The sequence below is a fragment of the Rathayibacter sp. VKM Ac-2857 genome (assembly GCF_013205025.1).
Taxonomy (GTDB): domain Bacteria; phylum Actinomycetota; class Actinomycetes; order Actinomycetales; family Microbacteriaceae; genus Rathayibacter.
The window spans coordinates 57603-83550 of sequence record NZ_JABMLE010000001.1 but is presented as its reverse complement, the minus strand read 5'-3'; the positions used below and the strand labels follow the sequence as shown (position 1 = coordinate 83550).

The window sequence follows — 25948 nt, the reverse complement described above, 5'->3', positions numbered from 1 at the left end:
CCCCTCGCGCCATGCCCCGCGAACGCACGCTGAGCGAGGTCGCCCGCCTCGGTTTCGCCGACCTCGGCGAGACCGGGGCGCGGCTCGCCGAGGCGGAGGAGCTCGCGGGCCGCTCGCTGGAGTCGGTCGTCCCGGCCTTCGCGAGGGTGGCCGATCCCGACGCGGCGCTCGGTGCGCTGCTCGATCTGCTGCGCAGCCATCGCGATCGGATGGACGCCGTCCTCGCGGACGACGCGGCGATCACGCGCCTGCTGCTCGTCCTGGGTGCCTCCTCCGGTCTCGCGGACTTCCTGCAGCGCCGGCCCGATGAGCTGGCAGGCTTCCTGGATCCCGTCCGGGTCCTGTCCGGCCGCGCCGAGCTGAAGCAGGAGCTGCTCGACTCGGTCGGTGCCGTCGACGGCGTCGCCGCGCTGCACGAGGAGGACGGCTGGACCGCCCTGCGGGTCCGCTACCGCCGGCTGCTCACCCGCGTCGTCGTGCACGACCTCGGTCAGGCGGATCCGGTCGCGGCGGTCGACCGGGTCGCGCGCACCCTCGCCGATCTGGCCGGAGCCGCGCTGGAGGCGTCTCTCGCCGTCGCGCGCGCCGATCTGATCGCGGGCTCCGGCCCCGGCCGGTTCAGCCGCGAGGAGGTCGAGGCGACGCGCTTCGCCGTCATCGGCATGGGCAAGGCCGGCGCCTCCGAGCTCAACTACGTCAGCGACGTCGACGTGATCTTCGTCGCCGAGGGCGACCCCGAGCGCAGCCTCTCGAACGCGCGCGCGATCGACATCGCGACCCGGCTCGCCGTCCTGCTGATGCGCGGCACCTCCGCGCTCGCGCTCGAGCCGGAGCTCTGGGAGGTCGACCCGAACCTGCGCCCGGAGGGCAAGCAGGGCGCGCTCGTGCGGACCCTCGAGTCGCACATCACCTACTACGACCGCTGGGCCAAGAGCTGGGAGTTCCAGGCCCTGCTGAAGGCCCGTCCGCTCGCTGGGGACCTCGAGCTCGGTCGCGCCTACGTGGACGCCGTGGCGCCGAAGGTCTGGTCGAGCGCCTCGCGGGAGAACTTCGTCGAGTCGGTGCAGCGGATGCGCGAGCGGGTCACCGAGAACATCCCGCAGAACGACGTCCACTACCAGATCAAGCTCGGCCCGGGCGGGCTGCGCGACATCGAGTTCACCGTCCAGCTGCTCCAGCTCGTGCACGGCCAGACCGACGACGAGATCCACATGCCGGGCACCCTGCTCGCCCTGGGCGCCCTCGCCGATCGCGGCTACATCGGCCGCGCGGCGGCGGAGGAGTTCGCGCAGGACTACCGGGCGCTGCGCCTGCTCGAGCACCGGCTCCAGCTGCGACGGCTCCGGCGCACGCACCTGATGCCGCGGGACGAGCACGAATTGCGGACCCTGGCACGGGCCAGCGGTCTCGCCCGCAGCGCCGAGGAGCTCCTGGTCGTCTGGAACTCGATCAAGCACCGCGTGCGAGGACTGCACGAGCGGCTGTTCTACCGCCCGCTGCTCTCCGCGGTCGCGGCGCTGCCCGACGGCGGGATCGAGCTGTCGACCGGTCAGGCGGAGGCGCGCCTCGCCGCCATCGGCTTCGCGGACGCCCGCGGGGCCCTCGGCCACATCGCCGCGATGACCTCGGGCGTCTCGCGCCGAGCGAGCATCCAGCGCCACCTCGTCCCCGTCATGCTGCAGTGGTTCGCGGACGGCGCGGATCCTGACTACGGACTCCTCGCCTTCCGGCGCCTCAGCGACACGCTCGGCGGCACGCCCTGGTTCCTCCGGATGCTGCGCGACTCCTCTGGGGCCGCGAAGCGCCTGACGACGGTCCTCTCGGGCTCGCGCTTCGTCGGCGAGCTGCTGGACCGCATCCCGGAGTCGGCGGCCTGGCTCGAGGACGACGACGCCCTCCGGCCGCGCAGCGCCGATCGGCTGGCCGAGGAGGTGCGCGCGGTGCTCGCGCGGCACGACACTCCGGAGGCCGTCGCCACGGCCCTGCGGGGCATGCGGCGTCGAGAGGTGCTCCGCACCGCCATGGGCGGAGTCCTCGGGCTCAGCACGATCGAGGAGATCGCGACCAGCCTCTCCGACATCATCAGCGCGCTCCTCGGCGGGGTGCTCGCCGCCGTCCGCCGCTCGAGCACGGGCCGCCGCGGATCCGCCGCGCAGTTCGCCGTGATCGGCATGGGGCGCTACGGGGGAGCCGAGCTGGGCTTCGGCTCCGACGCCGACGTGATGTACGTGCAGCGACCCGGCGAGGCGGACCCGCACGAGGCGCAGCTCTACGCGCAGTTCCTGGTCGCCGAGCTCGTCCGGCTGACCGAGGACTCGCGCCTCCCGCTCGACCTCGACGCGGATCTGCGGCCGGAGGGCAAGAACGGCCCGCTGGTGCGCTCGCTCGACTCGTACCGCGCCTACTACGCCCGCTGGTCGCTCACCTGGGAGGCGCAGGCCCTCCTGCGCGCTCGCGGGGTCGCCGGCGACGCGGCGCTGATCGCCGACTTCGAGGAGCTGGCCGACGGCGTCCGCTACCCGGCCGCGATCTCGGACCGCGACACGCGCGAGGTGAAGCGGATCAAGGCCCGCGTCGAGAGCGAGCGGCTGCCGCAGGGCGCCGATCCGAAGCGGCACCTCAAGCTCGGGCGCGGCTCGCTCAGCGACGTGGAGTGGCTGGTGCAGCTGCTGCAGCTGCAGCACGCCCGGACGATCCCGGCACTGCGGACCACGTCGACTCTGACCGCGCTCGCGGTCGCCGAAGAGGCGGGCCTGGTCTCCACGCCCGATGCCGAGCGGCTGCGCGCGGCCTGGATCTTCGCTTCCCGGGTGCGCTCGGCGATGACGCTCTGGACGAACCGTACCGGCGACGTGCTGCCGAGCGACCGCCGCCAGCTGGAGGGCGTGGCCCGCCTCCTGGAGTACCCCGCCGACTCGGCGACCCGGCTCGAGGACGACTACCTCGGTGCCACCCGTCGCGCTCGCGCGGTCTTCGAGCGGCGCTTCTACGGCCCGGCCGAGACCGACGCGCCGAGCTACCGCTGACGTCCGCGCGCTCGGGCCGAGCCGCTGCCGTGCCACCCGAACTGGGCGGGGGTCTGTCAAGCGGATGGGCGGCACGCTGGAAGCTCGGTATATTCCCTAGATGCAGCCCAGTGCTGTGACCCGAAGGTGGGACGCTTGCTCGCTCGACTCCTCGCATTGCTCCGCCGGTCGCGCCGCCGCGACTCCCGTCTCTGCGAGGCCTGCGGCCTCCGGCCGTCCCGCCCACGCGATCCGTTCTGCTCCGCGGCCTGCGCCCGGACCTTCTACCTCTACGAGTAGCCACGTCCGCCCCCGTGCCGTCCGATTCGGCGGCGCGGCCCGGGAACGCGGAAGGGCCGCCCCTCCGAGGAGGGACGGCCCTTCGTGCGTTCCGGCGGGATCAGACGCCGTAGTACAGCTCGAACTCGAAGGGGTGCGGGCGCTGCGCGAGCGGCTTGATCTCCTTCTCGCGCTTGTAGTCGATCCAGGTCTCGATGAGCTCCTGGGTGAACACGCCGCCCTGGAGCAGGAAGTCGTGGTCGGCTTCGAGGGCGGCCAGGGCCTCCTCGAGCGAGGCGGGGACCTGCGGGATGAGCTTGGCCTCCTCCGGGGGCAGCTCGTACAGGTCCTTGTCGACGGGCTCGTGCGGCTCGATGCGGTTCTTGATGCCGTCGAGGCCCGCCATCAGCTGGGCGGCGAACGCGAGGTACGGGTTGCCCGAGGCGTCGGGCGCGCGGAACTCGATGCGCTTGGCCTTGGGGTTCGTGCCCGTGATCGGGATGCGGATCGACGCGGAGCGGTTGCCGGCCGAGTAGACCAGGTTGACCGGCGCCTCGAAGCCCGGGATCAGGCGGTGGTACGAGTTGACCGTCGGGTTCGTGAACGCGAGGACCGCGGGGGCGTGCTTGAGCAGGCCGCCGATGTACCAGCGGGCGACGTCGGAGAGTCCGCCGTAGCCGTTCTCGTCGTAGAACAGGGGCTTGCCGTCGTTCCAGAGCGACTGGTGGGTGTGCATGCCCGAGCCGTTGTCGCCGAAGAGCGGCTTCGGCATGAACGTGGCGGTCTTGCCCCACTGCTCGGCCGTGTTCTTGACGATGTACTTGAACTTCAGGATGTCGTCCGCGGAGTGGACCATCGTGTCGAAGCGGTAGTTGATCTCGGCCTGGCCGCCGGTGCCCACCTCGTGGTGCGAGCGCTCGAGGATGAGGCCGGCGTCGATCAGCTTGAGGCAGATGTCGTCGCGGAGGTCGGCCTGCTTGTCGACCGGGCTGACCGGGAAGTAGCCGCCCTTGTAGGGGGTCTTGTTGCCGAGGTTGCCGCCCTCTTCGACGCGGCCCGAGTTCCAGGCGCCCTCGACGGAGTCGACGGAGTGGAACGCGGAGTTCTGGGTGACCTCGTAGCGCACGTCGTCGAAGATGTAGAACTCGGCCTCGGGGGCGAAGAACGCGGTGTCGGCGATGCCGGTGGACGCGAGGTACTTCTCGGCCTTCTTGGCGACCTGGCGCGGGTCCTTCGAGTAGATCTCCCCGTTGCGCGGGTTGTAGATGTCGAAGACGATGATCAGCGTGCGCTCGACGCGGAACGGGTCCACGTAGGCGGTGGTCACGTCAGGGATCAGCTGCATGTCCGATTCGTGGATGTTCGCGAATCCGCGGATCGAGGACCCGTCGAAGAGCTGGCCGACGGAGAAGAACTCCTCGTCGACCGTCGAGGCGGGGATGTTGAAGTGCTGCTGGACACCGGGGAGATCGGTGAACCGGATGTCGAGGAACTTGACGTCCGTGTCCTTGATGAACGTGAGCACCTCGGAAGAATCTTTAAACATGCAAAGGTCTCCTATGGCGTAACGGGTTGCTGCAGAGCGCAGCCGTTCCAGGGTAGTCATGGGGGGTTTCCCCACCGTGTCCCCTTTGTTTCGAGCATGTTACGCGAAGCTCTGTCGAGCGAGTCGCTCCCGCGATCCGGCTCCCGGCCGGTGCAGGGGCGGCGCGGGTAGCATCGGAGGATGCCAGCACCCGAACGCAGGACCTTCGCCGACGTCGCCCCGAGCACGCGGCCCGGGGAGCGGCTCGGGCTGCCCGAGACCGGCCGGATGTCGATCGCCCGCCCGGGACGCCGCTTCGCGGCCCTCGCCGTCGACTTCGCGATCGTCGCGCTGATCTCCTTCGTCTTCTTCGGCTACGACCGCTGGGCGAGCATCGTCCTCTTCGTGGTGCTGCAGGCGGTCTTCATCCCCACCATCGGCGGGAGCATCGGCCACCGGCTGCTGGGACTGCGCGTGGTGCGCCTCGGCGGCGGCTGGGTCGGCGTCTGGCGGCCGCTGGTGCGCTCGGTGCTGCTCGCCGTCCTGGTGCCGGCTCTCGTCTGGGACTCGGACCAGCGCGGCTTCCACGACAAGGTCGCGGGAACGGTGCTCGTCCGGTACTGACCGGGAAGGCGTTCCCGGGAACGACGAACGGGCCGGCGGGAGTGATCCCGACCGGCCCGTTCCTCCGTGCACCGAGGTGCGCGTCAGCGCGAGCGCTGCGGGCGCACCTTGAAGGGGTCGACGCCCTTCGGGATCGGCAGCGAGGTGTTGAGCGAGGCGAGGCGGTTCTTGACGGCCACGACCTCGGCCTTGGTCAGCACCTTCTTGGTCTTCGCGAGGGTGCGGGGGACCTTGTGCAGCGGCACGGCGCCCTCGTCCGGGCCGACGTTGACGAAGGTGACCGGGACGTTGGGGAGGATGCGGGTCACCTTGCGGCGCTCGTCCTCGAGCATGCGCTTGGTGCGACCGGTCGGTCCTTCCGCGATCAGCACGACGCCGCCGCGTCCGACCGCGCGGTAGACCGCGTCCTGCGTCTTGCCGTTGACGGCCACCGGCATCTCGCCGCCGGTCCAGGTGCCGCGGAGCCCGCTGCGCAGGACGGCGCCGACGGCCCCGGGCTGCCCGGCGATCTGCCCGTAGGCGGCGCGCTCGGCGCGGCGGGAGAGCACCGCGAGGCCGGCGACCAGTCCGGCCATCACGCCGACGATGATCCACAGGGCGATGACGAAGCCGTTGCCGTCGCTGAGGAGGACTCCGAGGAGCACGCCGATCAGGATCGGGACGGCGAGCGCGAGGAGGATGATCCAGACCGCGCTGCTGTCGTAGCGGCGGGTCATCTGGAACACCTGCCACATCTGCTTGAGACGTCCGGGTTCCTTGACCGCCTTCGTCGACGGTTCCGTGCTGCGTGCCATTCCTCCAGGATACCGAGCGGACCCGGCGGGGGAGACCGATCCGGGCGGATCCGCCGGGTCGCCGCTCCTCCCCAGTGGCGGCGCGGGCGATCCGTCCACCGATCGGCCGCCCGGCGCTCCGGCGGACGGACCCGGCAGGCACTCTCGGAGCATGTCAGCGAGCGGCGATCGGAACGGGAGCGGAGGGCGGCCCGCCGAGCGGATCGCCGGCTACGTCGTGGTGGGCGCGGGCGCGCTGGGTCCGCTCGTCCGCGACGGTGCCGGGCGGCGATCGAACGCCGCCGTCCTCTCGCAGGAGCGGGCGGAGGACGCGCTGCGCTCGGGGCTCGACCGGCTCGGGCGGCACGAGCACCGGCAGCGGCTCGTCGACGTCGGCGTGCACCGCGACGGGCTCGTCCTGCTGAGCGAGCCGCCGGTCGTCAGGACCCTCGAGGAGGTCCTCGAGTCCGGAGCCGCACTGCCACCGGGTGTCGTCGTGACCCTTCTCGCTCCGATCGTCGGCGCTCTGCGGGACTGCGTGGCCGCGGGCGTGCTCCCGGTGCCCGGTGCGGAGGCGATCGGGCTGACCGAGGAGGGCCGACCCGTGCTGCTGCTGAGCGAGGCGGCCGCGGGAGCGTCCGAGTCCGAGGTGCGGGCGGCGGTCCGCGGCCTCCTCGCCCGCTGCCGGCAGCGCTGCCCCGCGTGGCGGGGGAGTCCCGAGGACGACGACGACCTCGAGGCGATCGAGGCGCTGCTCTACTGCACCGCGGCTCCGCTGCCGCTCGGGGCGTCGCAGCGCGTGGCGCGAGCGGCGGAGGGGCCGGAGTGCGTGCGCGAGGCCTCGCCGGGTCGTCACCGCCGGACGCATCCGCTGGACGGCTGGCGGGACCGCGTGCTGGCCCTCGTCGTTCGTCGGCGCGGTCCCCTCGCCGCGGCGCTCGTCGTCCTCATCGGCGCACTGGCGATGGCGGCGTGGGGGCCGGAGCGGGTCTCGAGCGCGCAGCCCGCGGCGCAGGAGCGTCCCCCTGCCGCCACCCGACGCCGCCACAGTCTCTGACGCCTACGCCTACGCCGACGCCGACACCCGTCCCCGTGCCCGCGGTCCAGCCGCCGCCCGCGGATCTCGGTGCGGAGGCGGCCGCCGTCGCCCTGCTCGCCGCCGTCCGCGACTGCGGTGCTGCGAGCCCGAGCTGCTCCGCGGCGCTGACCACGACCGACTCGCCGCTCCGGTCGGAGTGGGCCGCCGTCGCCGTGGCTCTCCGGCACGAGACCGCCGTCACGGCGGTGCACGCGGACGTGAACGGCGCCTCCGCCGTGGTCGCGATCGGGCCGGACCCGGGAACGACGACGGCCTCCGTCCTGATGATCAGGATGGAGGCCGTCTGGCTGCTGCGCGACGTCTTCACCGACGGGGGCCGCTAGTGCGGCGCGTCAGCGACGAGGCGTCAGATGCCGAGGTCGTTCTCGAACGAGCCCTCCTCGAGGCGCTCCTTGATGGCCACCAGGAAGCGGGCCGCGTCGGCGCCGTCGACCGTGCGGTGGTCGTAGGAGAGGGCGAGGAACACGGTGGAGCGGATCGCGATCGCGTCGCTGCCGTCGACCTGCACGACGGCCGGCTTCTTCGTGACGATGCCGGTGCCGAGGATCGCGGTCTGCGGCAGGAACACGACGGGCGTGTCGAACAGCGCACCGCGCGATCCGGTGTTGGTCAGGGTGAAGGTGCCGCCGGCGAGCTCGTCGGGCTTGAGCTTGTTGTTGCGGGTGCGCTCCGCGAGGTCGCCGATGGTGCTGGCGATCTGCGCGAGGGTGAGCTCCGACGCGTTCTTGAGGACAGGGGTCAGCAGGCCGCGCTCGGTGTCGACCGCGATGCTGATGTTCTCGTGGTCCGGGTAGACGATCGAGTCGCCGTCGAGCGTCGAGTTGATCACCGGGTAGGCCTTGAGGGCCTCGGCGGCCGCGAGGGCGAAGAACGGCAGGAAGGACAGCTTGGCGCCGGTCTTCTCGTTGAAGGTCTTCTTGACCGAGTCGCGGAAGCGGGCGACGGCGGTGACGTCGACCTCGACGACCGAGGTGAGCTGAGCGGTCGACTGCATCGACTCGACGGCGCGCTGCGCGAGGACCTTGCGCAGGCGGGTCATCGGCTGCGTCGTGCCGCGCAGGGGCGAGGTCTCCAGCGGCGTGCGGGCGGCCTTCGCCGCGGCGGCGGCGGGAGCCGAGACCGGGGCGGGAGCCGACTTGGCGGCCTCGACGGCGTCGAGCACGTCCTGCTTGCGAATGCGCCCGCCGACACCGGTGCCGGTGAGGGTCGAGAGGTCGATGCCGTTCTCGCCGGCCAGCTTCCGCACCAGCGGGGTGACGTAGCCGGGGTTCGAGTCGGTGGGCTCGGGGCTCGCGGCCGGCGCGGGGGCAGCAGCGGCCGGAGCGGCGGCGGCGGGCGCCGGGACCGACGGAGCGGGCGCGGCCGCCTCGGGAGCGGCGGGCTTCTCGGCGGCGGGAGCCGGCTCGGGCTCGGCGGGGGCCGGAGCCTCCTCCTCGGTCTCCGCGTCGACGGAGGGCGTGGCCTCGTCGGTCGGCTCGGTCTCGGCGGCCTCGGCCTCGGGCGACTCCTCGGCGGGGGCCTCGGGCTCGGCCGCGGCAGCGGCTCCGGAGCCGTCGCCGATGCGGACCAGCTCGGCGCCGACCTCGACGGTCTCGTCCTCCTGGACGAGGATCTCCTCGATGACTCCGGCGACGGGCGACGGGATCTCGGTGTCCACCTTGTCGGTCGAGACCTCGAGCAGCGGCTCGTCGACCTCGACGCGGTCGCCGACGTTCTTCAGCCAGCGGGTGACCGTTCCTTCCGTGACACTCTCTCCGAGTGCCGGGAGGCTGACGGATTCGCTCATGAGCCTGTCTCCTTAAGACGCTTGTGTTCGTTGCTTCAGTTTAGTGAGGCGGGAGCGGCCGGTCGCCGCCCCGCGATGGTTCTAGAGGGCGTGCAGCGGCTTGCCCGCGAGAGCGAGGTGCGCCTCGCCGAGCGCCTCGTTCTGCGTGGGGTGCGCGTGCACGAAGGGGGCGACGTCCTCGGGGTGCGCCTCCCAGTTCACGATGAGCTGGGCCTCGCCGATCAGCTCGCCGACGCGGGCGCCGATCATGTGCACGCCGACGACGGGTCCGTCGACGACGCGGACGACCTTGACCGAGCCGGCGGTGCCGATGATCGTGCTCTTCGCGTTGCCGCCGAGACCGTAGTCGTAGCTCGCCACGCGCTCGGCGCCGTACTCGGCGATCGCGCGCGCCTCGGTGAGGCCGACGGACGCCACCTCCGGGTCGCTGTAGGTGACCTTCGGAATGTTCAGGTCGGCGACGGTCTGCGGCTTCAGACCGGCGAGCTCCTCGGCGACGAAGATCCCCTGCTGGAAGCTGCGGTGCGCGAGCTGCAGGCCGGGCACGATGTCGCCGACGGCGTAGACGCCGGGGACCGAGGTCTGCAGGCGCTCGTCGGTGATCACGTAGCCGCGGTCGAGCGTCACGCCGATCTCCTCGAGGCCGAGCCCGGCGGTGACCGGGCCGCGGCCGACGGCGACGAGGAGGAGGTCGCCCTCGACGCTCGCCCCGCTCTCGAGCGAGACGGAGACGCCGCTCCCGGTCTGGACCACGCCGGTGACCCGCGAGCCGAGGGTGAAGGAGATGCCGCGCTTGCGGAAGGCGCGCTCGAACTGCTTGCTGACGCTCTCGTCCTCGTTGGGCACGAGGTGGGGGAGCGCCTCGACGATCGACACCTCGGCGCCGAAGGAGCGCCAGACGCTCGCGAACTCGACGCCGATGACGCCGCCGCCGAGCACGACGACCCGCTCGGGGACGTGGTCGAGCTCGAGGGCCTGGTCGCTGGTGATCACGCGGCCGCCGATCTCGATGCCGGGCAGCGTGCGCGAGGCGGAGCCGGTCGCGACGACGATCGAGCCGCCGTGCAGCACGTGCTCGCCGACAGTCACGGTCTTCGGCCCGGTCAGCCGGCCCTCGCCCGAGACGACGGTGATGCCGCGCGAGGAGACGAGGCTCTGCAGGCCCTTGTACTTGCCGGCGACGACGCCCTCGCGGTAGCGGGTGACGCCGGGCACGTCGATGCCCTGGAAGCCGGCGAGGACGCCGTACTTCTGCGCGTCGCGTGCACCGTCGGCGAGCTCCGCAGCGTGCAGGAGGGCCTTGGTCGGGACGCAGCCGCGGTGCAGGCAGGTGCCGCCGAGCTTGTCGCGCTCGACGATCGCCACGCTCATGCCGAGCTGGGTCGCACGGAGTGCCGCCGCGTACCCGCCGCTGCCACCTCCGAGCACGACCAGGTCGTAGCGCTCTTCCGACACCCAGTGACTCCCTTGCGACGTGCGGTTCCCCTCGCCTCCGCGGGCTCCTGCGCGGTGGCGCGGGCCGGACGGAGGGGGGACGAGGCGGGAGATCCCGCCCCGTCGACCCTACTACGCGCTCGCCAGGCCCTCGGCCAGGGCGACGAGGGCGCGCACCGAGACACCGGTGGGGCCGGTGCCGGTGAAGCCGTAGGCGCCGCCGCCGTTGTTCGCCGGCCCGGCGATGTCGAGGTGCACCCAGGGGATCCTCGTGGCCTCGGGGCCCTCGCCGCGGGTGCCGACGAACTCCTCGAGGAAGTGCGCGGCGATCAGCATGCCGCCGGCGGTGTTGCCGGGCTTGATGTTGGCGATGTCGGCGATCTCCGAGTTCAGCAGCGGGCGCAGCTCGGCGGGCAGCGGCATGTGCCAGAAGAGCTCGCCGGTGCTGCGAGCCGACTCGAGCACCGTCGCGACCAGCTCGTCGTCGCCGAAGGCGCCGGCGTAGCGGTTGCCGAGCGCGACGACGGCGGCGCCGGTCAGCGTCGCGACGTCGACGATCGCGTCGGGCTGCTCCTCGCTCGCCGCGACGAGGCCGTCGGCCAGCACGAGCCGGCCCTCGGCGTCGGTGTTGAGCACCTCGACGGTCTTCCCGCCGCGGATGGTGAGGACGTCGTTCGGCCGGATGGCCGTGCCGGAGGGCATGTTCTCGGCGATGCAGAGCCAGGCGGTGACCCGCACGGGCAGGCGCAGCTCGGCGACCGCGCGGACGACCGCGTAGACCGTGGCCGCGCCGGTCATGTCGTCCTTCATGCCGATCATGGAGGCCGGCGGCTTGAGCGAGAGTCCGCCGCTGTCGAAGGTGATGCCCTTGCCGACCAGCGCGAGGTGCTTCGGCGCTGCCTGCTCCGGCGCCGTCTGCTCTGTCGTCGTCTCGGGGGAGTAGGCGATCTTGACCAGGCGCGGCGGGCGCGAGGAGCCGCTGCCGACGCCGAGGATCCCGCCGAAGCCGTCGCGCTCCAGCGCCGTCTCGTCCCAGACCGTCACCTCGAGGGGCAGCCCCTCGACGCCCTCCTGCACGGCCTCGGCCAGCGTCTGCGGGTAGAGGTGCGACGGCGGGGCGTTGACCAGGTCCTTCACGGCGGACACGGCGCGGCCGACGACCAGGGCGCGCTCGAGGACGGCCGCGTCGGCGGAGTCGCCGGTCGTCACGAGGAGCACGCGCTCGACGGGAGTCTTCGCGGCGTCGAGGGTGCTGTGGCGGAAGGCGGTGTAGCTGTAGGAGCCGAGCGCGGCTCCCTCGGCGACGGCCGCGAGCGCGCCCTCGCCGTGGGTGGGCAGCGCGAGGGCGACCGAGGGGGTGCCGGCGAGGCTGCGGACGGCGAGTCCGGCGGCGGTGCGCAGCACGGTGGCGCTCGGCTCGGCCGCGCCCAGGCCGACCAGCACGAGCACGCCCGCGCGGACCGACGAGGGGACGCGCGTCACCGACTCGGCGGCGCCGGTGACCCCGAGCGCCGGGAGAGCCGCGACCAGGTCGTCGAAGCCGTCCACGCCGACGAGTCGCGGGCCGTCCGGTCCGGGCGCGACGCCGAGGACGAGGGCGCCGGTGTCGAGGTCGGAGGCGGGAACGGTCGTGTACTCGAGAGAGGAGAGGGGCATGAGCGCAATGCTAGGTGCGGCTGCGACGGCGCTCCGCCGCCCCGGCTCGGCTGTTCGCTCAGGGCTCAGCGCCGCCGGGGAGGGGCCGCCGTGGGCCGTCTAGGGTTGATCGCATGCCGGATCCTGCAGACCTGTTCGCGATCGAGGGCGACCTCGCCGACGTCCCGCGGGGCCTCCACCTCGTGGCCGGGCTCACCGGGTTCGCGGACGCGGGCGGTGCCGTCGGCCAGCTCGCCGAGCACCTGCACGGCACTCTCGAGCACCGGACCGTCGTCGAGTTCGACCCGGACCAGCTGCTCGACTACCGCGCGCGCCGGCCCATCATCACCTTCGACCAGGACCACCTCACCGACTACACGCCGGCGACCCTCCGTCTCTCGCTCGCGCACGACGAGCTGCACCAGCCGTTCCTGCTGCTCACCGGCTTCGAGCCGGACTACCAGTGGGAGCGCTTCACCCGGGCGGTGCTCGAGCTCATCGACCGGCTCGAGGTCGCGAGCACCACCTGGGTGCACGCGATCCCGATGCCCGTCCCGCACACCCGCCCGGTCGGCGTGACCGTCAGCGGCAACCGCGAGGACCTGATCGAGGCCATGTCGGTCTGGAAGCCGGTCACCCAGGTGCCCGCCAACGTCCTGCACCTGCTCGAGCTCCGCCTGTACGACCGCGCGCAGCCGGCCGTCGGCTTCGCCCTGCTCATCCCGCACTACCTCTCCGACACCGCCTACCCCCAGGCGGCCGTCGCGGCGCTCGAGAGCATCTCGGCGTCGACCGGGCTGATCTTCCCGACCGACAGCCTCCGCGAGAGCGGTCGCGAGTTCCTCGCGAAGGTCGACGAGCAGGTCGGCGCGAACGACGAGCTGCAGAAGCTGGTCTCGGCGCTCGAGTCGCGGCACGACACCTACATGGAGGGGACGAGCCTGCGCTCGCCGCTCACCGACGAGGACGGCTTCGTCCCGACCGCCGACGCGCTCGCGGCCGAGCTGGAGAAGTTCCTCGCGATCAAGCGCCCGGGCGAGGAGCCCACCGCCCCGTAGCCGCGGAGCAGGCGGGCGGCGCTTGGTAGTCTCTGGCGAGTGCGATCTCGTCGAGCCTGGTTCGTCTTCGGTGCCGGTGCCTTCGCGTACCTGGTCGCGGTCCTCGACCGCACGACGCTCGGAGTGGCGGGCGTCGACGCGGCGGAGCGCTTCGGCATCTCGGCCGCGATGCTCTCCTCCCTCGCGGTGGTGCAGCTCATCGTCTACGCCGGCATGCAGATCCCGGTCGGCATCCTGATCGACCGCTTCGGCCCGAAGACGCTGATCCTCAGCGGCACCGCGCTGATGATGGTCGGCCAGATCGTCCTGGCCTTCGCGCCCTCCCTCGGCGTCGCGATCGTGGGCCGCATCCTGGTGGGCGCGGGCGACGCCGCGATCTTCACCTCGGTGATCCGGCTGACCGTGACCTGGTTCAGCGGACCGATCGTGCCGCAGCTCTCGCAGTGGATCGGCAACATCGGCCAGGTCGGCCAGATCCTCTCCGCACTGCCCTTCGCCGCGATCCTGCACGCGGCGGGCTGGACGCCGGCCTTCCTCTCCGTCGCCGGGATCGGAGCCGTGGCGTTCCTCGGCGTGCTGCTGCTGATCACCGACGTCCCGCCCCGGACCGAGCCGATCGTCCTGGTGCCGCCGACGCTCCGCGCGACGATCGCCCAGCTGGGCGTGAGCCTGCGCCGGCCGGGCACGCAGCTCGGATTCTGGTCGCACTTCGTGACGCAGTCCTCCGGCACCGTCTTCACGCTGCTGTGGGGGTACCCCTTCCTCGTCTACGCCATCGGCCTCGATCCGCGGGTCGCCGCTCCGACGCTGACGATCGTCGTGGTCGCCGGCATCGTGGTCGGTCCGATCCTCGGCGTCCTCACCGCGCGGCACCCGATGCGGCGGAGCAACCTCGTGCTCGGCATCGTCTCGGCGATGGCGGTGGCCTGGACCGTCGTCCTGCTCTGGCCGGGCGTCCCGCCGTACTGGCTGGTCGTCCTGCTGCTGATCGTGATCGGCGCCGGCGGCCCGGGCTCGATGATCGGCTTCGACTTCGCGCGCACCTTCAACCCCTCGCGGAGCCTCGGTGCCGCCAACGGCGTCGTCAACGTCGGCGGCTTCCTCGCGAGCTTCACGATGATGTTCCTGATGGGGCTGCTGCTCGACTCGCTCGCCGGGCCGGGCGCCGACTCGGCCGAGCTCTACTCGATGGACCACTTCCGGCTGGCCTGGTGCATCCAGTACGTGATCGTGGGCGCAGGGGTGATCGGACTGATCACCGCTCGCCGCAGGACCCGGCGCCGGCTCGCCGAGGACGAGGGAATAACGGTGGCCCCCCTGTGGGTTGCATTGAACGACCGTCTCCGTCGTGGCCGCGCAGGACGCTGACCGTCGGATCCGCCCTTCCCCGTCCTCCCGCGAGGCCCCGCCTGGTCCCGCGTCGGACTCCCCTCGGAGTGCCGAACTCCTGAGCGCACGGCCGCACTACTCAGGCGTGCAATAATTGTCAATAGGACCCGTTCGGGTCGAGGAGCACGGCGCCCACGTCGGGCGTGCGATCCCCTCGACTTGACATGGGTCCTCGTAATGCCCACCGACGGACGACGCCTCCCGGCCTCGCCCGCAGCCGGGACGCAACGGATGGAGAGGTGCCGCCATGGCCACCAGAGCTACCAAGACCGCAACGCTCGACGCCGTCGACGACGACGTGACGACGACCAAGAAGCCCGCCGCGCGCAAGCCGGCGGCCAAGACCACGCGCGCCCGCGCCACCACCAAGGCCGCGGCCCCCGCCGCGACCGAGGAGGAGCCCACCGAGCCCGAGGACGTCGACGGCGACGCCGACGCCGAGGAGGAGACCGCGGTCGTGGTCGAGGAGACCGAGGCCGAGGTCAAGGACGACGCCGAGACGCCCGTCGTCGCGGCCGCGGCTCCGGCCGAGCCGCTGCCCAGCGGCGCGCTCGTCCTCTCCTTCGGCGGCGACGACGACGAGGTCCCCGTCTACTCGACGGCGATCACCGGCGCCACGGCCGACCCGGTCAAGGACTACCTGAAGCAGATCGGCAAGGTCGCGCTCCTGAACGCGGCCGAGGAGGTCGAGCTCGCGATGCGCATCGAGGCGGGCCTCTTCGCCGAGGACAAGCTCGCCAACTCGAGCGACCTCAGCCCGGAGCTCGTCCGCGAGCTGCGCTGGGTCGCGAAGGACGGGCAGCGGGCCAAGAGTCACCTGCTCGGCGCGAACCTCCGCCTCGTGGTCAGCCTCGCCAAGCGCTACACCGGCCGCGGCATGCAGTTCCTGGACCTGATCCAGGAGGGCAACCTCGGTCTGATCCGCGCGGTCGAGAAGTTCGACTACACCAAGGGCTTCAAGTTCTCGACCTACGCGACGTGGTGGATCCGCCAGGCGATCACCCGCGCGATGGCCGACCAGGCCCGCACCATCCGCATCCCGGTGCACATGGTCGAGGTCATCAACAAGCTCGCCCGCGTCCAGCGCCAGATGCTGCAGGACCTGGGCCGCGAGCCCACGCCCGAGGAGCTCTCGCGCGAGCTCGACATGACCCCCGAGAAGGTCATCGAGGTGCAGAAGTACGGCCGCGAGCCGATCTCGCTGCACACGCCCCTGGGTGAGGACGGCGACAGCGAGTTCGGCGACCTCATCGAGGACACCGAGGCGGTCGTGCCGGCCGACGCGGTGGGCTTCACGATGCTGCAGAAGCAGCTCGAGTCGCTCCTCGACTCCCTGTCCGAGCGCGAGGCCGGCGTGATCCGCATGCGCTTCGGCCTGGGCGACGGCATGCCCAAGACGCTCGACCAGATCGGCGACACCTTCGGCGTCACGCGCGAGCGCATCCGCCAGATCGAGTCCAAGACGATGGCCAAGCTGCGCCACCCGTCCCGCTCGCAGTCGCTCCGCGACTACCTCGAGTAAGCCGATGATCCGCTACGCGCCGGCGGTCCTCCTCGGGAGGGCCGCCCGGTTCGCAGCGCGCGTCCGCAAGCCCGGCGGAGGCTCCGCCGTGCCCGGGCTCGTCGTGAACCGCCTCGCGCCGGGCTTCCTCCCGGCCGTGCTCGACGGCTTCACCGACGGCCTCGTCGTCGTCTCCGGCTCGGCCGGGAAGTCGACGACGACCAAGATGCTCGTCGCCGTCCTGCGCGCCCACGGGCTGCGCGTCTTCACCAATCCCTCGACCGCGAACATCGCGCAGGGGCTGACCTCGGCGCTGCTCGAGCGCACCGACCTCCGCGGGCGGATCGACGCGGACATCGCCGTCCTCGAGATGGACGAGGGTCACGGCGCGCGTCTCGCACCCCGGATGAGCCCGCGCGTCGTCCTGCTCACCAACGTCGTCGTCGATCAGATCGACCGCTTCTTCGACCCGGCCATGGTCGCGCGGATGCTCGCGACGATCGCGGGCCGGGCCACAGGGCCGGTCGTGCTCAACGCGGACGACCGCCACGTCGCGGACATCGCGACGACACTGCCGACCGACCGGATCCGCTGGTACGGCGTCTCGCCCGCCGTCCGCGAGGCGGCCGTCGGCGGCCTCGGCTACGCGGCCGACGCCGAGGGCCAGGACGGGCGCGCGACGACCGTCGTCGAGAGCACCACCGGAGCCGCCGCGACGATCAGCAGCGACGGCGACGTCCTCGACGTCCGGCTGCCGGCCCGTGGCGTGCACTACGCGGTCGACGCCGCCTCGGCGGTCTCCGCAGCCCGGGCGATCCTCGGCACCCGCTTCCTCCCGGCGACGACCGCCTCGGCGCTCTCCTCGATCGAGCCCGTCTTCGGACGCGGCGAGATCGTGACGGTCCGCGGGCAGGAGGTCGAGTTCGTCCTGGTGCAGAACCCGGCGAGCTACCGCCTCAACATCGCGGAGATCCCCGAGGGCACCGAGCAGATCATGCTCGCCCTCGGCTCGGACGTCCGCGACCCGTCCTACTTCTGGCCGGTCGACACCGCCCGCCTCGGGCGGGTCCGCGTCGTCTCCGGTTCGAAGGCGCACGAGGCCGCGCTGCAGCTGCGCTACGACGGAGTCGCGATCGACGCGGTCGACGACGACCTCGGCCGTGCGCTCGACACCTTCCTCGCGCTGCCGGCTCCGAGCCACGGACGGAAGACGATCGTCTTCTCCGCCGACTCGATGCGGCGCACCCGCGCCCACCTCCAGCTCGCCTCCAACCGCGAGGAGACCGCGTGACCACCCTGCTGATCGGCGTGCTCGCCCCCGACGTCCTGGACAGCAACGGCGACGCGGCCAACGCCCGCGTCCTCGCGGCACGCGCCGGCTGGGCCGGGCTCGACGCCCGCGTGCTGCCGCTGCGCGCGGAGGCCGACTTCTCCGAGCGCCCCGACGTGCTCGTGGCCGGCACCGGAGCGGACGAGGACCTGCCCGATGTGCTCGACCTCCTGCGCTCCGTGCGCGACACGGTCCACGGCTGGGTGCGGGACGAGACCGAGGTCGTCGCCGTCGGAGCGGGCTGGGAGCTCCTCGCGGAGTCCTTCGCGACCCCCGGCGCCGTGGTCGAGGGCATCGGGGTCCTCCCGGGGCGGGCGGTGACGAGCGAGCGGACGACCGACGATCTGATCGTCGAGTCGAGCGCCGGAGTCCTCGTCGGCTTCGAGAACCACGCACGACGCTTCGAGGGCATCGATTCCGCGCACGTCCTCGGCCGGGTGCTGCACGGCACCGGCGACGGCGCGGGCGTGGAGGGCTTCGCCGCGGGCGCACTGCTCGGCACGCACCTGCACGGCCCGGTCCTGGCGAAGAACCCCGCGCTCGCGGACGCGATCCTGCACCGCGTGGCCGGGCGGCACGGCCTGGACTACTCCACGCAGGACGAGCGCATCCGCGCGGTCGATGAGACAGCTCGAGCCGCCCGCGAAGTGATCGCGAAGCGGCTCGGAGTCGGCCGGTAGGGAGTCCCGCTCCCCACCGACGGGTGGGCGACGGGCTAGGGGCGCTGCTCCTCGAAGAGGCGCGCCGACTCGTCGTGCCAGCTCTGGGCGATGCTGGACAGCTTCTCCTGGTACTTCTTGCCGTGGTGGGCGCAGAACAGGAGCTCTCCGCTGTTCACGACGACGCGGATGTACGCCTGGGCACCGCAGCTGTCGCAGCGGTCGGCTGCGGAGAGCTGCTGCGATCCAGCGAGTTCGTCCACGCCGTTCTGGGTTGCTGTGGTCGACATGACGTGGCCTCCTGCGCTCGGGTCTTCGATCTCGGTGGGACTCGGCCTGTCACGGCTCCGTCCTTCCCTTGGTCCAACCATCAAAGCACGCGGATGTTTCCCGGCAGAGTCGTTCCTGTGGCATTTCGCTCTGCGCGTAGGTCCTCGGGATCACTTCCCCTCCCGATCCCGCGGCCTCGCTCCGCCCGTCGCGCCGCCGTCGGGGTGTCGGCCCTCGAAAGTAGACTGAGCGGATGGCCTCCACCGACTACTCCGCACGGCACCTCTCCGTCCTCGAGGGCCTCGAGGCGGTGCGCAAGCGCCCCGGCATGTACATCGGCTCGACGGACTCCCGCGGGCTCATGCACTGCCTGTGGGAGGTCATCGACAACTCGGTCGACGAGGCCCTCGCGGGGCACGGCACCGAGATCAGCGTGGTGCTGCACAAGGACGACAGCGTCGAGGTCCGCGACCGCGCCCGCGGCATCCCGGTGGACATCGAGCCGAAGACCGGGCTGACGGGCGTCGAGGTCGTGTTCACCAAGCTGCACGCCGGCGGCAAGTTCGGCTCAGGCTCCTACGCCGCCTCGGGTGGACTGCACGGGGTGGGCGCCTCGGTCGTGAACGCCCTGTCCGAGCGCCTCGACGTCGAGGTCGACCGCGACGGCCGCACCTACCGGATGTCCTTCCACCGCGGCGAGCCCGGCCGCTTCGCAGACTCGGGGGAGCCGACTCCGGACGCCCCGTTCTCGCCGTTCGAGAACGGCTCGGAGCTGGAGATCGTCGGCAAGGTGAAGAAGGGCGTCACCGGCACGCGGGTGCGCTACTGGGCCGACCGGCAGATCTTCACGAAGGGCGCCGCCTTCCAGACCGACGAGCTGGTCACCCGCGCCCGCCAGACCGCCTTCCTGGTGCCGGGGCTGACGATCGACCTCGTCGACGACCGCGAGGAGGAGCGCCGCGCCGAGATGTTCCGCTACGACGGCGGGATCTCGGAGTTCGTCGAGTTCCTCGCTCCGGACGCGGCCGTCACCGACGTGCTGCGGCTCACCGGCAGCGGCACCTTCACCGAGACCGTGCCGGTGCTCACTCCCGGCGGCGCGATGGTGCCGACCGAGGTCGAGCGCACCTGCGAGGTCGACATCGCGCTGCGCTGGGGCACCGGCTACGAGACCGTGCTGCGCAGCTTCGTCAACATCATCTCCACGCCCAAGGGCGGCACCCACCAGACCGGCTTCGAGCAGGGGCTGCTGAAGCTGCTGCGTGCGCAGGTCGAGGCGAACGCCCGGAAGCTGAAGGCCGGCTCGGACAAGCTGGAGAAGGACGACGCGCTCGCGGGTCTCACCGCGGTGCTGACCGTGCGCCTCCCCGAGCCGCAGTTCGAGGGCCAGACCAAGGAGATCCTCGGCACGCCGGCGGTCCGCGCGATCGTCGCGCAGACGATCACCTCGACCCTCGGCGCCGTGTTCGCCTCGACGAAGCGCGAGGACAAGGCGCAGATGTCGCAGCTGCTCGAGAAGCTCGTCGCCGAGATGAAGTCCCGGATCTCGGCCCGCGCGCACAAGGAGACCCAGCGGCGCAAGAACGCGCTCGAGTCCTCCTCGCTGCCGGCCAAGCTCGTCGACTGCCGCAGCAACGACGTCGAGAACAGCGAGCTGTTCATCGTCGAGGGCGACTCGGCCCTGGGCACCGCGAAGCTCGCCCGCAACAGCGAGTACCAGGCGCTGCTGCCGATCCGCGGCAAGATCCTCAACGTGCAGAAGGCGAGCATCGCCGACATGCTCTCGAACACCGAGTGCGCCTCGATGATCCAGGTGATCGGCGCGGGATCCGGCCGCTCCTTCGAGCTGCCCGCCGCGCGCTACGGCAAGATCATCCTGATGAGCGACGCCGACGTCGACGGCGCGCACATCCGCACGCTCCTGCTCACGCTGTTCTTCCGCTACATGCGGCCGCTGGTCGAGGCGGGCCGGGTGTTCGCCGCGGTCCCGCCGCTGCACCGCGTCGTCGTGATGAACTCGGGGAAGAAGCCGAACGAGACGATCTACACCTACTCCGAGAAGGAGCTGCAGAGCGTGCTCGCCGCGCTCTCGAAGGCGAACCGGCGTTACCAGGACCCGATCCAGCGCTACAAGGGCCTCGGCGAGATGGACGCCGACCAGCTCGCGCTGACCACGATGGACCGCTCGCGGCGGACGCTGCGCCGGGTGAAGGTCTCGGACGCCGAGAACGCCGGCCGGGTCTTCGAGCTGCTGATGGGCAACGAGGTGGCGCCGCGCAAGGAGTTCATCGTCCGCGGCTCCGAGACGCTCTCGCGCGACCGCATCGACGTCTGACGCGCCCCGCCCGTTCTCCTCCCCATGCTGGTCGAGTAGCCGGACAGCATGCCACATCATGCTGGTGGAGCCGGACCGCGGCCACCCCATGCTGGTCGAGGAGCCGCACGGCGGGCACATCATGCTGGTCGAGTAGCCGGACAGCGGCCACCCCATGCTGGTCGAGTAGCCCCGAAGGGGCGTATCGAGACCCACGTCCTGCAGAACGGAGGATCTCGATACGCCCTCTCCGAGGGCTACTCGATCAGCATGCGATCGCCGGTCGTCGAGGAGGGCCTGCGCGTCGTCCGCGCGGCGTCAGAACTGCTCGGGGGCCGCGCCGATGCTGGCGACCGGGGCCGCGAGGGCGACGCCGGAGCCGTCGCGCTTCATCCCGGAGTCGGGCAGTGCCGCGACGCTGCCGTCGGCCTCGAGCGCGTGCGCCGGGCCGGGGCCGACCCAGGCGACGCCGAGGGCGGTCTCGCCCTTGAGGAAGCGCTGGGCGCGGACGCCGCCGGTCGCGCGGCCCTTGGGCGGGAACTCCGAGAACGCCGACACCTTGGCGCTGCCGGTGTCGGTGCCGGTGAGGGCCCAGCTGTCGACGGCGACGGTCGCGACGACCGTCTCGTCGCGCTCGGACTCGGGCACGACCGCGAAGGAGACGACCTCGTCGGTCTCGCTGATCTTGACTCCGGCCATGCCCGCCGCGGTCCGGCCCTGCGGACGCACCGCCGAGGCGGAGAAGCGCAGCAGCTGGGCCTCGCCGGTGACGAAGACGAGTTCGTCCTCGTCGGCCGACGGTGCGGCGCCGACGACCGCGTCCTTCGGCCGCAGGGCGATCAGCTCGATGTCCGGGCGGTTCGGCAGGTCACCGGGGGCGACGCGCTTGACCGTGCCCTGCAGGGTGCCCAGGGCGATCGGGCGGGGGTCGTCGAGGGCGACCAGGGCGAGGACGCGCTCGTCCTTGGCCAGGTGGCTGAGGTAGTCGCTCATCCGGACGCCCGCGCCGAGCTGCACCGAGGAGGACGGGACGGCGGGCACGTCGACGGGGGAGAAGCGCAGCAGCCTGCCGGCCGTCGTCACCGCACCGATCTCGGCGCGCGTGGTGGTGTCGATCGTGCTGAGCACCGCGTCGTGCTTGCTGCGGCGGGTCGCGCGCTCGGGGTGCGGCGCCGCCTCCGGGTCGCGGTCGATGCGGACCATCCGGCCGGTGGTGCTCAGCAGGACGCGGCAGGGCAGATCGGCGATCTCGAGCACGGCGGCGGTCTTGCGTCCGGTCGTGGCGACGGAGGGGCGCGCCTCGGTGAGCAGCGTCCGGCGCGGCGTCCCGAGGCGCTGGGCGACGTCGTCGAGCTCGTCGGACACGAGTGCCTCGAGGCGGCTGCGGCTGGCCAGCAGTGCCTCGAGCTCGGCGATCTCGGCGAGCAGGGTGTCGCGCTCGGTCTCGAGCTCGATCCGGGAGAACTTCGTCAGCCGGCGCAGCTGGAGCTCGAGGATGTAGTCGGCCTGGATCGTGCTGAGGTCGAAGACCTCGATCAGCCGGGCCCGGGCGGCGGCGGTGTCGTCGCTCGCGCGGATCAGCTGGATGACCTCGTCGATGTCGAGGATCGCGATCAGCAGTCCCTCGACCAGGTGCAGCCGCTCCTGGCGCTTGCGCAGCCGGTAGCGCGAGCGCCGGGTGACCACGGTCAGGCGGTGGCCGACGTAGACCTGCAGCAGCTCCTTGAGGCCGAGCGTGCGGGGCTGGCCGTCGACGAGCGCGACGTTGTTGATCGAGAAGGCGTCCTCGAGCGGGGTGTAGCGGTACAGCTGCTCGAGCACCGCCTCCGGGCTGAAGCCGGTCTTGATCCCGATCACGAGGCGCAGGCCGTTGTCGCGGTCGGTGAGATCGGTGACGTCGGCGATCCCGCTGAGCTTCTTGTTCTGGACGCCGTCCTTGATCTTGTCGATGACCTTCTCGGCGCCGACGAGGTACGGCAGCTCGGTGACGACCAGGCCCGACTTGCGGGCGGTGATGCTCTCGACCGAGACGCGCGCGCGTGTCTTGAAGCTGCCGCGGCCGGTCGCGTAGGCGTCGCGGACGCCGGCGAGGCCGACGATCGTGCCGCCGCTGGGGAAGTCGGGGCCGGGGACGAAGGACATCAGGTCGTCCAGCGAGGCGTCGGGGTGCGCGATCAGGTGCCGCGCCGCTCCGATCACCTCGATCAGGTTGTGCGGGGCCATATTGGTGGCCATGCCGACCGCGATGCCGCTCGCGCCGTTGACGAGCAGGTTCGGGAACGCCGCCGCGAGCACCACGGGCTGGTCGTGCGAGTTGTCGTAGTTGGGGACGAAGTCGACGACGTCCTCGTCGAGGTGCTCGGTCATCGCCGTCGCCGCCGCGGCGAGGCGGGCCTCGGTGTAGCGGGCGGCGGCCGGGCCGTCGTCGAGCGAGCCGAAGTTGCCGTGGCCGTCGACCAGCGGGACCCGCAGCGTGAACGGCTGCGCGAGGCGCACGAGGGAGTCGTAGATGGAGGCGTCGCCGTGCGGGTGCAGCTTGCCCATCACCTCGCCCACGACACGGGCCGACTTCACGTGGCCGCGGTCGGGGCGCAGACCCATCTCGCTCATCATGTAGAGGATGCGGCGCTGCACGGGCTTCAGGCCGTCGCGGGCGTCGGGCAGGGCGCGCGAATAGATGACCGAGTAGGCGTACTCGAGGAACGACCCCTCCATCTCGGCCGAGACGTCGACGTCCTCGATGCGCTCGGTCAGGGAGGAGCCGGAGGGAGGGGGTGCAGCGTTCATGTCTCACTTCGGTAGCGGGCGCGGGCACGGCGGGGCACGCTCCGCGGGAGGGCGCAGCGTGCGAAACTGGGCGCGATGACCCCCATGCTACCGGCCGTCCCCGCCGGGCGGCGGAGCCTCGCCGACGTCCTCCCCGGCGCTCTCGACGCCCTCCTCGGCCGCCCGGGGACCTTCGGCTCGCCGCGCGTCGAGCGGATCGTCGTCGTGCTGGTCGACGGGCTCGGCGCGGCCAACCTGCGCCAGCGCGCCGGGCACGCCCGCACGCTCGTGCCCGCGCTCACGAAGGCGACGACCCTCGTCTCCGGCTTCCCGACGACGACCGCGGCGGCCCTGGCCAGTCTCACCACGGGCCGGCGGCCCGGGGAGCACGGGATGGTCGGCTACCGCGTGCTCGACCGCGCGCACGACCGCCTGGTGAACCAGCTCTCCGGCTGGGACGACCGGATGGTCCCGGAGCAGTGGCAGCCGCACCCTACCGTCTTCGAGCGCGCCGTCGAGGAGGGCGTCGCGGCGAGCGTCATCGGCGCCGCCCGCTACGCGCACTCGGGGCTGACCCGGGCGATCCTGCGCGGCGCCGAGTACCGGGTCGCCGGGGGAGTCGCCGAGCGCTTCGCCGCGGCGCGCGACCTGCTCGACCGGGGCGGCCGGCAGCTGGTCTACCTCTACGTCCCCGAGCTCGACATGACCGCGCACGCCCGCGGCTGGGAGTCGCCGGAGTGGACGACGGTCCTGGAGCAGCTCGACGGCGAGGTCGCGGGCTTCGTCCGCGGGCTCTCCGGGCGCGAGGGCGTGCTGGTCACCGCGGACCACGGCGTGCTCGACGTCCCCGCCTCCTCGCACGTCCTCGTGCGCGATCCAGCACTCCTCGAGGGCGTGCGCCACCTGGCCGGCGAGCCGCGCTGCCTGCAGCTGCACCTCGAGGCCGGGGTCGATCCCGCGGCGGTCGCGGCGCGCTGGGCCCAGGCGGAGGGCTCCCGGGCCTGGATCGCGACGCGCGACGAGGTCGCCGCGAGCGGCTGGTTCGGCGAGATCGGCGCGCCGGCGGCCGAGCGGATGGGCGATGTGTTCGTCGCCGCGCGCAAGGCGATCGCCTACTACTCGGCGGAGGACGCCTCCGGCCGGTCGATGATCGGCCAGCACGGCTCGCTCACGCCCGAGGAGACCCAGGTGCCGCTGCTCGGCTTCGGCGCGCTCTCCGGGATCTGACCCCCGGGAGCGCCCCTCTGCCGGCCGACGCTCGGTCAGTCGTCGCTGCGGGCTCCGAAGACGATCTCGTCCCAGCTGGGGATGGCGGCGCGGCCGCGGCGGATCGAGTTCCGCCCGCCCGCGGCGGGGTGCTCGGCGGCGGGCGTCGCGGGGCGCTCGGGCTCGGGGGCCTTCGGGGCGACGATCGCGGGCGCTTCCGGCTGCGGTTCCTCGCGGACCCGCGCCGAGGAGGCGTGGTCGCGCTCCCCGCGGCGGCGGCGGAGGGCGTCGAGGAGGTCCGCGGTGTCGTTGAGGTTGCGCTCGCGCTGCTCGGTCGTGCTGGTCACCGGGCGGGGGAGCGTCGAGACCGGGCGCGGGGTGTCGGAGAGGGCCGGCTGCGGCTCGGTGTCGGAGGGGCGGGCGGCGGAGGGGCGCGAGTGCGGGAGGCGCGCGGCAGCCGGGCGCTCGGTGCGCTCGGGGCGCGACGGCTCGGCGGGCTTCGCGAAGGCGTCGGTGTCGAAGCGGGTCGCCAGCTCGTCGACCGCGGCGGGGATGACGGCGCGCAGGCGCGGGATGAGCGTCGGCCGGATCTCGCCCTGCTGCGAGAGCGTGGTCGCCTCGGCGGTGAGCGGGGAGAGCAGCGCCTTCTTGGGGTCGAAGCGCCAGCGGGCGTCGTGGTCGATCTCGTCGGAGCGGAAGAGCAGCTTGACGACCCAGCCCTCCTCCTCCTTCCAGCTCGACCACTGCTCGCCGTCGGCGCCGAGGGCGCCCAGGCGCTCGCGGATGACGTCGCCGAAGGGCGTGCCCTCCTCGAGCGGGTCGGGATCGGCGCTGGTGTAGACGCGGACGGCGAGGGCGGAGGCGACGATGTGCTCGCGCTCGGCCGTGACCGGGCCCTCGAAGCGGGCGACGTAGTCGAGGTCGGCACCGGTGAGCTCGGCGACCTCCTCAGCGGAGAGGCCGGCACGGATGTGCGCCTGGATCTCGCGGGGCGACACGCGCTTCTCCCGCGGCGGCAGCGAGTGCACGCGCGGGCGCAGCTGGCTCTGCAGCGTCTCGTCGATGCGGACGGAGAACCGCTCCCCGCCGTCCGAGACGAGGACGAGCGATCCGCTCTCGACGCCGATCACCTTCAGTTCCATCATCGTGCTGGACCTCCTTCTGGCCGCGGACGAGCCCGTGCCTGCCGCGAACCGGCTCAGGATCGCACGCGAACGGGCCGTTCCCCGGGAATACCGCGGGCGGGTCGAAAGTTGGTGCGGAAGAGGGCGCGGCAGCGGCTGTCAAGACGCGTT

At 72.3% G+C, this 25948-nt stretch carries 19 protein-coding genes; 11 read left to right on the top strand and 8 right to left on the bottom strand.

The genetic code is table 11. From position 1 onward, the window contains the following. Positions 1–11: 11 nt before the first annotated feature. Entirely contained in the window at positions 12–3026 is a 3015-nt protein-coding gene (locus tag HQQ86_RS00345) for a bifunctional [glutamine synthetase] adenylyltransferase/[glutamine synthetase]-adenylyl-L-tyrosine phosphorylase (protein ID WP_173285541.1), read from the top strand. A 379-nt stretch (positions 3027–3405) separates the two neighbouring features. On the opposite strand, the gene glnA is transcribed toward HQQ86_RS00345, so the two are convergent. Next, positions 3406–4830 (bottom strand): type I glutamate--ammonia ligase, encoded by a 1425-nt coding sequence (gene glnA, locus HQQ86_RS00340; RefSeq protein WP_160089129.1) that lies wholly within the window; start codon positions 4828–4830, stop codon positions 3406–3408. A gap of 180 nt (positions 4831–5010) precedes the next feature. Here glnA and HQQ86_RS00335 point away from each other — a divergent pair, with 180 nt between their 5' ends. After that, the gene (locus HQQ86_RS00335; RefSeq protein WP_173285539.1) at positions 5011–5433 is read left to right on the top strand and encodes an RDD family protein; all 423 of its coding nucleotides are present in this window, start codon (positions 5011–5013) and stop codon (positions 5431–5433) included. Positions 5434–5516: 83 nt separating this feature from the next. On the opposite strand, the gene HQQ86_RS00330 is transcribed toward HQQ86_RS00335, so the two are convergent. After that, positions 5517–6227, bottom strand: coding sequence for a DUF4191 domain-containing protein (locus tag HQQ86_RS00330; RefSeq protein WP_173285537.1), 711 nt, complete (start codon positions 6225–6227; stop codon positions 5517–5519). 151 nt (positions 6228–6378) lie between these two features. Here HQQ86_RS00330 and HQQ86_RS00325 point away from each other — a divergent pair, with 151 nt between their 5' ends. Continuing rightward, positions 6379–7263 (top strand): hypothetical protein, encoded by an 885-nt coding sequence (locus tag HQQ86_RS00325; protein ID WP_173285536.1) that lies wholly within the window; start codon positions 6379–6381, stop codon positions 7261–7263. Positions 7264–7298: 35 nt separating this feature from the next. After that, entirely contained in the window at positions 7299–7628 is a 330-nt protein-coding gene (locus HQQ86_RS00320) for a hypothetical protein (protein ID WP_173285534.1), read from the top strand. 23 nt (positions 7629–7651) lie between these two features. Here HQQ86_RS00320 and sucB read toward each other — a convergent pair whose 3' ends face one another. The 3 genes from sucB to HQQ86_RS00305 all read right to left on the bottom strand — a co-directional run bounded on the left by sucB (position 7652) and on the right by HQQ86_RS00305 (position 12181). Next, positions 7652–9091, bottom strand: a complete 1440-nt coding sequence (sucB, locus tag HQQ86_RS00315) for a 2-oxoglutarate dehydrogenase, E2 component, dihydrolipoamide succinyltransferase (protein WP_173285532.1) — start codon at positions 9089–9091, stop codon at positions 7652–7654. Positions 9092–9172: 81 nt separating this feature from the next. After that, entirely contained in the window at positions 9173–10546 is a 1374-nt protein-coding gene (gene lpdA, locus HQQ86_RS00310) for a dihydrolipoyl dehydrogenase (RefSeq protein WP_173285529.1), read from the bottom strand. A gap of 111 nt (positions 10547–10657) precedes the next feature. After that, the gene (locus tag HQQ86_RS00305; RefSeq protein WP_173285527.1) at positions 10658–12181 is read right to left on the bottom strand and encodes a leucyl aminopeptidase; all 1524 of its coding nucleotides are present in this window, start codon (positions 12179–12181) and stop codon (positions 10658–10660) included. Positions 12182–12294: 113 nt separating this feature from the next. Between HQQ86_RS00305 and HQQ86_RS00300 the strand changes: the two genes are divergently transcribed. The 5 genes from HQQ86_RS00300 to HQQ86_RS00280 all read left to right on the top strand — a co-directional run bounded on the left by HQQ86_RS00300 (position 12295) and on the right by HQQ86_RS00280 (position 18118). Then, on the top strand, positions 12295–13218 hold the full coding sequence (locus HQQ86_RS00300) for a proteasome assembly chaperone family protein (protein ID WP_173285525.1): 924 nt from the start codon (positions 12295–12297) through the stop codon (positions 13216–13218). A 39-nt stretch (positions 13219–13257) separates the two neighbouring features. Further along, positions 13258–14586 carry an MFS transporter gene (locus HQQ86_RS00295; protein ID WP_173285523.1) on the top strand — a complete coding sequence of 443 codons (1329 nt, stop codon included), beginning with the start codon at positions 13258–13260 and terminating at the stop codon, positions 14584–14586. 268 nt (positions 14587–14854) lie between these two features. Further along, positions 14855–16129, top strand: coding sequence for an RNA polymerase sigma factor (locus tag HQQ86_RS00290; protein WP_254071764.1), 1275 nt, complete (start codon positions 14855–14857; stop codon positions 16127–16129). Between the two features lie 4 nt (positions 16130–16133). After that, positions 16134–17399 carry a Mur ligase family protein gene (locus HQQ86_RS00285; RefSeq protein ID WP_173285521.1) on the top strand — a complete coding sequence of 422 codons (1266 nt, stop codon included), beginning with the start codon at positions 16134–16136 and terminating at the stop codon, positions 17397–17399. Next, positions 17396–18118 carry a hypothetical protein gene (locus HQQ86_RS00280; RefSeq protein ID WP_173285519.1) on the top strand — a complete coding sequence of 241 codons (723 nt, stop codon included), beginning with the start codon at positions 17396–17398 and terminating at the stop codon, positions 18116–18118. The genes HQQ86_RS00285 and HQQ86_RS00280 overlap by 4 nt, the downstream gene beginning before the upstream one ends. A gap of 35 nt (positions 18119–18153) precedes the next feature. Here the strand turns inward: HQQ86_RS00280 and HQQ86_RS00275 are convergent, their stop codons facing one another. Further along, complete coding sequence (locus HQQ86_RS00275; protein ID WP_123445851.1) at positions 18154–18387, bottom strand: hypothetical protein; 234 nt, start codon at positions 18385–18387, stop codon at positions 18154–18156. A 233-nt stretch (positions 18388–18620) separates the two neighbouring features. On the opposite strand from HQQ86_RS00275, the gene HQQ86_RS00270 reads away from it, so the two are divergent. Further along, positions 18621–20702 (top strand): type IIA DNA topoisomerase subunit B, encoded by a 2082-nt coding sequence (locus HQQ86_RS00270; RefSeq protein WP_173285517.1) that lies wholly within the window; start codon positions 18621–18623, stop codon positions 20700–20702. A gap of 297 nt (positions 20703–20999) precedes the next feature. On the opposite strand, the gene HQQ86_RS00265 is transcribed toward HQQ86_RS00270, so the two are convergent. Further along, positions 21000–23468 carry a DNA topoisomerase (ATP-hydrolyzing) subunit A gene (locus HQQ86_RS00265; RefSeq protein WP_173285515.1) on the bottom strand — a complete coding sequence of 823 codons (2469 nt, stop codon included), beginning with the start codon at positions 23466–23468 and terminating at the stop codon, positions 21000–21002. Positions 23469–23543: 75 nt separating this feature from the next. Between HQQ86_RS00265 and HQQ86_RS00260 the strand changes: the two genes are divergently transcribed. Next, positions 23544–24674, top strand: a complete 1131-nt coding sequence (locus HQQ86_RS00260; RefSeq protein ID WP_173285513.1) for an alkaline phosphatase family protein — start codon at positions 23544–23546, stop codon at positions 24672–24674. Positions 24675–24709: 35 nt separating this feature from the next. On the opposite strand, the gene sepH is transcribed toward HQQ86_RS00260, so the two are convergent. After that, positions 24710–25798, bottom strand: coding sequence for a septation protein SepH (gene sepH, locus HQQ86_RS00255; RefSeq protein WP_173285511.1), 1089 nt, complete (start codon positions 25796–25798; stop codon positions 24710–24712). Positions 25799–25948: the final 150 nt, after the last annotated feature.